Genomic DNA, 10,524 nt, shown 5'->3' with positions numbered 1-10,524 from the left:
CGGTATCGCTCCCCCGAGTCGTTATTCCCCGAGCTCCGTGAGCTGCTGGTCGAACAGCTTCTCCACCAGGGCCGCCTGGGCCTCGACGGTAACGTTCTCGAAGAGATCGGGAATCGGGACGACGAGGCCGAAGTGCTCCTGCAGCCGCGCCCCGACCCGCATGAGGCTCAGTGAATAACCGCCCAGTTGAAAGAAACTCACATCGGCGGGTGGGTCGGGGACGCCGAGGAGTTCCGCCCAGATTCCGGCGATCACCTTTTCCTCATGGCTCTGGGGCGGCCGCGGCGGCGGGTCCGTGCCGGGTCCCGTGTCAGCTTTGTCCGGTTCCGTGTTCTCAGTCGCCATGCTGTTCCTCCTCAAGAGCCTCGTGCACGAAGCGCGCGACGTCCTCCACCGCGGGCGGGCGCAGCAGGCTGTAGTGGTCTCCCGCCACCCGCTCCCCCGTGATCGGGGAGGGCGCGGTGTCACGCCACCACGCCGACAGGTCGCCCGCCGTCTCGCCGGCCCACAGCAGCCGCAGCGGCGGTCCGCCCGGTGCCGGGTGGTGCCGCCGCAGGCAGAGGGACGCGTTCGCGTACACCCGCAGTCGTGCCCTGAGATCGTCCAGGGACATGCCCGCCGCGCCGAGTTGGGCGACCAGGCGGCCGTGCAGGGCCCGCAACGCCTCCTCGGGCGGCAGGCTCCACGCCTCGTCGCCAGTGTCCAGGCCCTCCGGGCGGGCACCGCCCGACTGCCGAAGGTCGGACACGAACCGCCGCAGCAGTCCAGCCCCCAGGAGGTCGGTCTCGGCTTCGGGCCCGGACGCCGAGGACGGCATGGAATCGATCAGCACGACCCGGCAGGGGCGCCCGCCGCGCGACAGCAGCCGCACCATTTCGTAGGCCACCATCCCGCCGAACGACCAGCCGACGACGAGCGCCGGACGGATCCCGGCCCTCGTGAGCCGGTCGACGTAGTGCCGTGCCAGCGCGGTCAACTCCGGCGGCTCGGGGTCGCGCAGCATGTGGTCGGCGGACAGCCCGTACACCGGGAAGCCCGCCGGGAGCCTGCGTGTCAGCTCCCCGTAGCAGAACAACTCGCCGCCGACCGGGTGGACGAGCACCACCGGCGTGCCCGTACCGCGGCGGAGTTGCTCCACTCCGGCCGCGGCGCGCGCATGCGGCTGCCCGCCCCGGCTCCGCCGGGCCCGCAGGCCCTCGAAGAGCGCCCGCTTGGACTCGGGCAGTGCCCGCAACCGTTCTTCGTTCATCGCTCCATAGCTAGCCATGGCCCACCGGGCGCTGCCAGACCGTGCTTTCCCTGACACCGCCGGCGGAGGTCTCGCGGTAGGGGAACTCCTGACAGTTCCGGGCGGACGGAGCACGCCGTGCGGCACGGCACGGCGGAGGCCCGATGCCGCTCAGCCGGGTGCCTGCGATCCCTCGACCAGGCCGACCAGGTCGTGCACGGTCCTGGCGTCGTGCACCCTGCGCAGGTCGAGGCGGATGCCGAGGTCGCTCTCCAGCATCGTCACCACCCGCAACATGCCCATGCTGTCCCAGCCCGCGTGTACGCCGAGGCGCGACGGGCCGTCGAACACCTCGGGCGGCTCGCCCAGTACCTCGCTCAGCACTCCAACAACAGCGTCGGCAGGCGCGTCACTCATGCAGTGCCCCTCCTTGCGTGTCCTGCATCCGGATCCAGTGCGGAACCAGATCATCCACCGTCTCGTCCAGGGCGCGCCGATAGACCTGCGCACCGTCCTTCTCGGGGATCAGGGCGGAACCAGATCGTCCACCGTCCCGTCCAGGGCGCGCCGGCGAAGCTGCGCACCCTCCTTCTCGTGGACCAGGGCCGAAGCCGGCCCTGGTCCACAGGGTGGCGGCCACGTCGTTGTACGGCGAGCGCACGTAGCTGCCCTCCAGTTCTGTCGCACCGGCGAGCCGAGCGGCGCGGGCGAGCCGGCCCACCATCGCCAGCTCGACCCCACGGCCAAGCACCCGGCAGCTCAGCACGAGATTGCGCACCCGCCAGATCTTCTCGCTCCGGTCCACCCAGGCGGCACCGACCAGCGCATCGTCGCCGAACCTGTCGGAGACCCGGCAGCCGATCACCAGATGGGTGTCCGACCTGGCCATCTCGGCCGTCCGAACGGCGTCGAACCGCATCCCGGTCAGGTTGAACTGGTTGGTGCGTGCGGCGAGCTGGGCGATGCGGCCCACGTCGGTCGCGCCCGCGGGGCTGACCGAGACGACGATGCCGAGCGCGGCCAGGTACTCCTCGGACGAGGCGAATTCCCGGGCGAAGTCGGTCCGCACGGCGCGGGCCCGGTAGAGCTCGGGCCGATGCCGGTCCGTTTCGGTGAGTTCCATGACGTCGAACCATCCGCCGCCGAGCAGGCGCCGCACCAGGTAGGCGGGGTCGCCGTCGGCGGCGACGGTCACCACCTCGGGCAGTTCGGCGGACACATGACCGCGTTCGAACGGGGAGTCGTCCATGAACACGAAGGCTCCCGGTGCGACGCCCAGCTGCCCGGCGGCCTCGCGCAGGTTGTCCGCCTTCGCCGACCAGTTCACGGCCCGTACTGAGAACTCGGAGGGCCGCAGCACCACCTCGGGGTGCCCGGCCAGCACCTCGTCGACATGCGCGGCGTCGTTCTTACTGGTCAGCACCAGCACGACGCCCTGGGAGCGCAGCCGCAGCGCGGTCTTCTGCAGCTCCTTGTGGCAGTTGCCCGGGTAGAGTCCGCCGATCTCGACGCCCTCCGCGCCCACCTCGCCGAGCACTCCGCCCCACAGGGTGTCGTCGAGGTCGAGGGCGAGCACCTTGCGGGACAGCCCCAGCTTCGCACGCAGCAGCCGGCGGACCTCCTTGGCCAGCACGAGCAGTGCCTCTTCGGTGTAGGAAATGTCGGCGAACCGCCTGAGCCGGTCGTCCACGGCGGGCGCCGCGTGCTCGGCCAGCAGGCCGGCGAAGTCGATGGTCTCGATGCCTTCGTGGGTCTCCGCGAGCTCCAGCAGTGCGGCGTTCAGCAGGAGCCAGTGGCGGCTGAGGGCGGTGCGCTGCCGCCATCCGATGATGGAGTCCCGCAGCTCCGTGGGGAGCGGCACGGTGTGCAGCACGACGGTCGCCGTCGTCCTGGACGCCGCGGCGGAGGCCAGGCCGCAGAGGGTCCTCGTGCGCTCCCGCAGGGTGTCGATCAGGGTGCCGATGTCCGCGGCGTCCCAGTTGGCCGGTACGAAGTACCCCGCGTCGAGCAGACAGCAGAGCACGTCACGGTCCGCCTCGGTGAACGCCGAGCCCGGCACGCCGAGCTCCGCCTCGAAGCGGCCGTACGGCCCGGTCTCCACCACGGGGAACATGTCCCCGGCGACGAGTGCCGCCCGCAGGATGTCCTCCGCGGGGCCCGCCGTGCCGGTGGCGAGGATCCCGACACGCGCCTTGCGCAGCCGGGCCGGGTCGTAGGGCAGCGCGCGCAGGGCACGGCCTGCTCTGAAGAAGTCGGACGCGGTCCCGTCCTCGTCCAGGGTGCGCAGGTCCTCCCGTGCGGGCGGGCGTCCCGCACCGACTGCGGCGGCGATGTTCCCGTGCAGCGTGCGCGTGCCTCGCATTGCAGTCCCTTCCGCGGTCACACGGCGATCAAAGTGCAGAACCAGTGCATGCCGGCGGAGACCCCGGCCAGCGCGACGAGATCGCCGTCCGCCAGTTCTCCCCTGGTGAGGTGCGCGTCGAGGCAGACGAGCTGGTCCGCGCCGCCCATGTGGCCGAGGTCCGCGGCGAGTGCCGCGTTGGTGCGCTCCGCCGGGATGCCGACAGCCTTCGCCACCTCCCGTATCGTCTGCTGGTTGTCGTTGAGGTAGACCAGACGTGCGATGCGCTGCGGATCCGTTCCGGCCCTGCGGCACGCCCGGGCAACGACGGAGGCGAGCCGTGCGTACAGCTCGTCGATGAACCCGAGCAGCTTCACCGGGTCTCTGCCGAAGTGCTCCTGGACCCGCTGGGGCACCGAGAGGTCGGTGTTGGAGCGTCCGGGCGGCGGGAACGGCACCCGGCTGCCGCCGTACTCGGCGCGGTAGAAGTCGGCGTACTCGGGCTCGGTGTGCTGTTCGGTCGCCAGCCACCGCAGCCGTCCGTGGCCGCGGCGCAGCACCGCCGCCACCGCGCCGTCGCTGACCAGGCAGGTGCTGGTGCGCATCCGGTTGCGGTGGGCGCCGGACACCTGGTTGACCGCGACCAGCAGCACCGTGCCGACGTCTGGCCGGACCAGCATGGCGCCGGCCACCGTCTCGAAGGCCATCACCCCCGATGCACAGGCCTGGGTGAGCAGCAGCGTGGGCGTGCCCCGCACACCGAGCGCCCTGGCGAGCGCCGTGGAGCCGTCCCAGTAGAGATGTTCGGGCACGTCGGAGTCGGCGAGCACGATCAGGTCGACCTCGTCCGCACCGCACCCGGCCCGCTTCAGCGCGCGCTCCGCGGCGCGGACCGCGAGATCGGTCGGTGTGGTGCCCTCCGGCGCCTCGTGGAAGCTGCGATAGCCCCACTGCAGGACACGTTCCGGGTCGTCGACGTAGTCCGCCGCCGCGCCGGCGACGTCCCGCCGCTCGCCGAGGGCCGTGGCGAGGGCCACGACGCCGAAGTCCACCGGGACGTTCACGATCCGCCGACCGGGTGTGGGGCGGCGAGCGGCACCGGCAGATCGGGCACGCGGGTGCCGCCGCCCGCGGCCGCGACGGTCAGCACCCTGGTCAGAGAGTCGGCGAGCAGGTCCATCGTCTCCTGGCCCACACGGGCGCCGTTTCCGGCGAGATGACCGTGCAGCCCCTGGCCGGGAACGTCCACGAGTTCGGCGAAGACGTCCATCTCCCCGGCCGTCGGGGTGATCTCCTGGAGCTCCATGGTGAGCCCGGCGGGCGCGCGCAGGGGCGGGCCGAGCGGGGCGCGCAGCGCGAACATCACCGGGCCGAGCCGCGCACCGGGCCCGTCGCGCCGCCATGCTGCTTTGCGCACCATCGTCTCGTAGGGCACGTCCTGGTGGTCGTAGGCCTCCAGGCAGCCGGCTCGCACGCGGTGGAGCAGTTCCCGCAGGGTCGGGTCGCCGGAGGTGTTGACGCGGATGGGCAGCGTGTTGACGAAGAACCCCACGGTGCCCGCCAGTTCCGGCTGGGGGCGGCCGGCGACGGGCACGGTGATGACGAAGTCCTGCTGGCCGCTCCACCGGGCCAGGATGGCCGCGAACGCGCTCAGCAGCACCATGAACACGGTGGTGCCCTCCGCCCGTGCGGTCTCGGCCAGGGCGGCGGCGGTGGCCGGGCCGAGCCGCAGGGAGCCCAGCGGTGACGCCTGCACACCAGGCGCGGCCGGATCGATGGGCAGCCGCAGCGGCTCGGCGCCGTCGAGTTTCCTGGTCCAGTACGCGACGTGGTCCGCGGCCGCATCCGAAGCCAGCCATTCGCGGTGCCAAAGCGCGAAGTCGGCGTACTGGAGGGCGGGTTCGGGCAGATCGGGAGGGTCGCCCGCGACCAACAGCGCATATGTCTCGGCCAGTTCGGAGGTCACGACGCCCATCGACCAGCCGTCGCTGACGATGTGGTGGAGGACCAGCCCGAGCATGTGGTCGTCGGGGCCGATCCGGATGACAGCCGCGCGCACCAAAGGCCCCTGCGCCAGGTCGAACGGCCGCATGCACAAAGCACGGAGCTGAGCGTGGGCCCGTTCGTCCGTACCGGCTGCACCGCCGGTGAGGTCGACCGTCTCCAGCTCGACCCGCTCGGCCGGCCTGATCACCTGGCTCACGTCGCCCGAGGGCTCCAGCCGGAAGACGGTGCGCAGAGCCTCGTGCCGTTCGACGAGCAGGTCGAGGGACCTGCTGAGCAGGCCGATGTCGAGAGGCCCGCGGAGGCGCACGACACCGCTGATGCGGTACGGCGAGGCCTCCCTGAACATGTGGTGGATCAGCCACATCCACTCCTGGCCCGGGGAGGCGGGGAACACATACAAATCTCGTGACATCCCATTCCTCGGCGTAGTGGGCGAGTCGGCGGCACGGTGCGGTGGCGGTCGGTCGGCACGGGGCGGCCGGGCGCAGGTCCGAACGGTGGGGCGACGGTGGTCCGGGGACCATTGTGGTCCGTGCCCGCCGGGGTTCCAGTCGGGAACTCCCCTGACAGCCGTGGCCTGCGGTGTTCGGCGTTCTCCCGACTCGTGGACACGCCGTTGGCGCCGGAACATCACAAACGATCACGTTTTATCGACCGTAGACTTCCCTAAGGCGAGGCCCACATGCCCGATCGCCCCTCGACCGACTCCGTCCGCGGTCGCTTCGCCGACGAGGAGGCCGGTGCCCGGCTCTCCGACGCGGCGGCAGCCGGGCCCGTCGGACCCGGTGACTCAACCGCCCCCCACTACCTGGAGTGGGATCTCCTCGATGTCGACACCGGGCACTTCCGCCGTGCGTGGGGCGCTCTGGTGACACGGCACCCGGCTCTGCGCACGGTGAAGGGGGCCGATGGTCGGCCGCAGACGGCGCCGGTGTCGCCGCGTCATCTCGAGGTCCCGGTGCTCGACCTGCGCGCGGCGGACACGGAGGACGCCGACCGGCGGGTGCTGGCCGAACGGGCCCGTATGGCGGCGCGCGCACCGGGCGGCACCCTGCCGTACGAGGTGCGGGTGACACTGCTGCCCGGCGGGCAGGCACGCGTACAGCTGGCCGTCGACGCGACCGCGACGGAGCACTGGAGCCTCGTGCACGTGCTCCTGCCGGACCTTGCGTGCTGCTACGCCGCGCCGGACGCCGCCCCACCGCGGCCCGCACCGCTCGGCACGTCGGACGTCCCGGCCGAAGTCGCCGCCGTTTCCCGGCGCTACTGGCGGGAGCGGGTCGCCTCCCTGCCGCCGCCACCGGACCTGCCCCTCGCCGGCGCCGGGGCACCGGCCGGGCCCTTACCGCTCTCCCGCACCGCCCATCCGACGCCCCCGGGCACCTGGGACCGGCTCACCGCGGCGGCCTGTGCGCACGGTTGCACCGCAACCGAGACCGTCACCGCCGCCTTCGCCGAGGTGCTGCGCACCTGGAGCAGCGCGGAACGCTTCACCGTCGCCCACCTCTTCGTCCGGCTCGCGCCCACCCGCTTCTCGCTGCTGGCGGTGGAGGCGGTGGGCGGCACCTTCGCCACCCGGGCCTGTGCCCTCGCCGAGCGACTGGCCGCCGACGGCCGGCACCGCCACGTCAGCCCGCTGCGGGTGCTGTGCGAGGAGGGGGCCGGGCGGGACGGCGGCGGCTCCTTCCCGGTGCTCTTCGCCGGGCTGCTCGACCAACCGCAGCCGGCGGCCTTCCGCCCGGCGGTGGCGGCGGCCGCGCCGGGCGGCGGGGCCTCGCTCACCGTTCAGGTCGTCCGCGGCACGGACGGGGCGCTGGAGACGGTGTGGGACCGGCCGGAGGGGCACTACCCGCCCGGCATGATCGAGGCCATGGCCGGGGCCTTCGCGGACCTGCTCGGCCGACTCGCGGCCGGTGGTCCCGAATGGACGGCGGAGCCCCTCGTACTGGTCCCCGAGGATCAGCTCGCCCTCCAGGCGACGGCCAACGCCACCCGGGCACCGCTGCCGGCCGGCCTGCTGCACACACCCGTGGCCGAGCACGCCCGGCTGCGCCCCGGGTCCCCTGCGGTGATCACGTCACGGCGCACGCTCGACTACGACGAGCTGAACCGTCGCATGAACCAGGTGGGTCGGCGGCTGCGCGCACTCGGGGCGCGGCCGGGGCGGCTCGTAGCGGTGGTCATGGACAAAGGCTGGGAGCAGATCGTCGCGTTGCACGGCATCCTGGCCTCCGGCGCCGCCTATCTGCCGATCGACCCGGCGGTGCCGGCCGAGCGGCTGCACCGTCTGCTCGACGACGGCATGGTGGAGCTGGTGCTGACCACGGCCCGTACCGAGGTGGCCACCCCATGGCCCGGGACCGTACGGCGGCTGAGGGTCGACACCGACTTCGACGACGTGGACGACGGCCCGCTGGAGCAGGTCCAGCAGCAGACCGACCTGGCCTACGTCATCCACACCTCGGGCTCCACGGGCACCCCCAAGGGCGTCATGGTGGACCACCTGGGCGCGCTCAACACACTCCACGACGTCAACCGGCGTGTGGGCATCGGCCCCGGCGACCGGTGCCTGGCCCTGTCGGGAGTCCACTTCGACCTCTCCGTCTACGACGCCTTCGGTGTCACCGCGGCGGGCGGTGCCGTGGTGATACCGGATCCGTCGCCGTATCCCGACCCGGGCCACTGGGCGGACCTGATGGGGGCGGCCGACGTCACCTTCGTCCTGGCGGTGGCCGCGCTCCTGGAGATGCTGACCACGCAGGTGGAGCTCGGCGGCGGGCGGGAGCGGATCGCGGCCCTGCGGACCGTGATCCAGGCGGGCGACGTACTGCCGGTCACGCTGCCGGACCGGATCCGCGCACTGAACCCGCGCACCCGGGTGTTCAACGCGGCGGGCCCCGTCGAGACCTGTGTGCTGTCGGTGATCCACCCGGTCGGCACCGTCGACCCGGACGCCACACGCATCCCGATCGGCCGTCCCATGGCCAACCAGCGCTATCACGTACTGGACGAGCGGCTGCGGCCGCGCCCCGTGTGGGTGCCCGGCGAGATCCACGTCGCGGGCGAGGTGGGCCTCGCCCGCGGGTACTGGCGCGACGAGGAGCGCACCGCGGAACGCTTCCGGAGCGACCCCGACCTGGGAGAACGCGTCTATGCCTCCGGCGACATGGCCCGCTATCTGCCCAACGGCGACCTGGAGATGCTGGGCCGCAAGGACTTCCAGGTGAAGATCCAGGGTGTCCGTATCGAACTGGGCGAGATCGAGGTCGCGCTGACCGGGCACCCGAGCGTGCTCTCGGCGGTGGCCGTGGCCGACCGTTCGGTAGCCGGTCTGCCGGTCCTGCGGGCCTATGTGGTCGCTCCCGACGGGGGGCGGGCGGCAGCGCAGGACGAACTGCGCGCGTTCCTCGCGGAGAAGCTGCCGGCGGCCATGGTGCCGGCCACCGTCACCGCGCTGGACCGCTTCCCCCTCACCGCCAACGGCAAGATCGACCGCCTGGCCCTCACGAGCGGCACAGCACGTCCGGCAGTGCCCCGGGCCCCCGCCGGAAGAGCACCGTCCGGCGCACCCGCCCATGCTGCGGCGGCCCCCCGCACGGCGCGCCCGCAGAACACGGCCTCGCCATGACCGGCGTCCACGGCATGGCGCGACGCCCGCGGTACGGGCGAGGGACTCAGAACCGGTGCGACCTTTGGGAGAGGCATGGAACTGTCGCTGTCCGAGCTCAAGCACCACAGAGTCGGGATCTGCCTGTCCGGCGGTCTCTCCTCTCTCGCGGTGGCGTCCTGGCTGCACGACAACGGATGCGCCGTGGAAGGCTTCGTTCTCGATATCGGGCAGAGCGAACGCAAGGACTTCGACGCGTTCACCTCCGCCGTACGCACCGCCGGAATTGCGCTGCACGAGGTGGACGCACGGCCCGCGATGGCGCGTGCCGCGCTCGACGTGGCGGCTTTCAGGGCCCATTACGACGGCGGGTACTGGAACTCCACCGGACTTTCCCGTTCCGTCATTGTCGAGGCGGTGGCACCGCGGCTGCGGGAGGCCGGTTTCTCCGTGCTGGCGCACGGTTGCGTCGGCGGCGGCAACGACCAGCGCAGGTTCGAGCGGTACGCCGAGCACTTCGCGCCTGGGCTGACGGTGCTCGCGCCGTGGCGCAGCCCGGAGATCCGGGAGGCCATGGCGGACCGTGCGGCGATGGCCCGGCAGATCGCGTCGGCGGGCCTGGTCTGCATGCCCGGGAACACCGCCGAGCACTCCGTCGACAGCAATCTGGCCGGCGTTTCCCACGAGGACGCGCGCCTGGAGGAACTGAGCACGTCGGCGCTGCGGGTCGAGCGGCTGATGGGCGTCGCCCCCGACCGTGCGCCGGACCGCATCGAACGCGTCCTGGTCGGCGTCGAACGCGGCCGCCCGGTCACCCTCGACGGCCACCGCCTGCCGCCCGAGCAGTTGCTGGAGGCCGCGAACACCGTGGCGGGGCGCAACGGCCTCGGCCTCACCGACGTGGTGGAACACCGGGTCAACGGCACCAAGTGCCGCGGGGTGTACGAGGCACCCGGCATGGAGCTCTTCGCGCACGCGGTGCGCGCCGCCTACGAATCGGTCACCGACCGGGCCGCCGCGGACACCGCGGGCTTCCTGTCCCGGCAGCTCGCGGTCGCCGTCTACGAGGGCAGGGTGCACGGCATCGTGGCGCGCGCCGCACGGGCGGGCCTGGAGGAAATTCTGGCCGCGGCCACCGTCACCGTAGGCCTCGATCTCTACAAGGGCAGTGTCGTCGGGCGGGCGCTGCTCGAAGTCGACGGGAGCGCGGGGGTGGTGCACCAGCGGCGCTTCGCGGGCGGCGGCCACCACTGGGGCTCCGCGCCGTTCACCGTGTCGGCGGAGGCACGGGAATAGGCCTTGAGTCTTCTTCTCCCACCATCCACGAAGGGTGAACGAACA

8 protein-coding genes are annotated in these 10,524 nt (G+C 72.4%); 2 read left to right on the top strand and 6 right to left on the bottom strand.

Going from position 1 to position 10,524, the window contains the following annotated elements; translation table 11 throughout:
- Window positions 1-21 precede the first annotated feature (21 nt).
- The 6 genes from HDA41_RS32235 to HDA41_RS41715 all read right to left on the bottom strand — a co-directional run bounded on the left by HDA41_RS32235 (window position 22) and on the right by HDA41_RS41715 (window position 5,988).
- On the bottom strand, window positions 22-345 hold the full coding sequence (locus HDA41_RS32235; protein WP_184990234.1) for an acyl carrier protein: 324 nt from the start codon (window positions 343-345) through the stop codon (window positions 22-24).
- Window positions 335-1,249 (bottom strand): thioesterase domain-containing protein, encoded by a 915-nt coding sequence (locus tag HDA41_RS32230; RefSeq protein WP_184990232.1) that lies wholly within the window; start codon window positions 1,247-1,249, stop codon window positions 335-337. Before HDA41_RS32230 ends, HDA41_RS32235 begins: the two co-directional genes overlap by 11 nt.
- 150 nt (window positions 1,250-1,399) lie before the next feature.
- Window positions 1,400-1,645 (bottom strand): acyl carrier protein, encoded by a 246-nt coding sequence (locus HDA41_RS32225; RefSeq protein ID WP_184990231.1) that lies wholly within the window; start codon window positions 1,643-1,645, stop codon window positions 1,400-1,402.
- Window positions 1,638-3,590, bottom strand: a complete 1,953-nt coding sequence (locus tag HDA41_RS32220; RefSeq protein ID WP_184990230.1) for an HAD-IIIC family phosphatase — start codon at window positions 3,588-3,590, stop codon at window positions 1,638-1,640. The genes HDA41_RS32225 and HDA41_RS32220 overlap by 8 nt, the downstream gene beginning before the upstream one ends.
- 17 nt (window positions 3,591-3,607) lie before the next feature.
- The gene (locus tag HDA41_RS41720) at window positions 3,608-4,633 is read right to left on the bottom strand and encodes a 3-oxoacyl-ACP synthase III family protein (RefSeq protein WP_230299542.1); all 1,026 of its coding nucleotides are present in this window, start codon (window positions 4,631-4,633) and stop codon (window positions 3,608-3,610) included.
- Window positions 4,630-5,988, bottom strand: a complete 1,359-nt coding sequence (locus HDA41_RS41715; RefSeq protein ID WP_230299541.1) for a condensation domain-containing protein — start codon at window positions 5,986-5,988, stop codon at window positions 4,630-4,632. Before HDA41_RS41715 ends, HDA41_RS41720 begins: the two co-directional genes overlap by 4 nt.
- A 270-nt stretch (window positions 5,989-6,258) precedes the next feature.
- Between HDA41_RS41715 and HDA41_RS32210 the strand changes: the two genes are divergently transcribed.
- Both HDA41_RS32210 and HDA41_RS32205 read left to right on the top strand, forming a co-directional pair.
- Window positions 6,259-9,204, top strand: a complete 2,946-nt coding sequence (locus tag HDA41_RS32210; RefSeq protein ID WP_184990228.1) for an amino acid adenylation domain-containing protein — start codon at window positions 6,259-6,261, stop codon at window positions 9,202-9,204.
- A gap of 75 nt (window positions 9,205-9,279) precedes the next feature.
- The gene (locus HDA41_RS32205; protein ID WP_184990227.1) at window positions 9,280-10,479 is read left to right on the top strand and encodes an argininosuccinate synthase domain-containing protein; all 1,200 of its coding nucleotides are present in this window, start codon (window positions 9,280-9,282) and stop codon (window positions 10,477-10,479) included.
- Window positions 10,480-10,524 lie beyond the last annotated feature (45 nt).

It is taken from the genome of Streptomyces caelestis, from assembly GCF_014205255.1.
GTDB lineage: Bacteria > Actinomycetota > Actinomycetes > Streptomycetales > Streptomycetaceae > Streptomyces > Streptomyces caelestis.
Note: the sequence above shows the minus strand (reverse complement) of the source record. Positions and strands in the feature narration are given on the sequence as shown.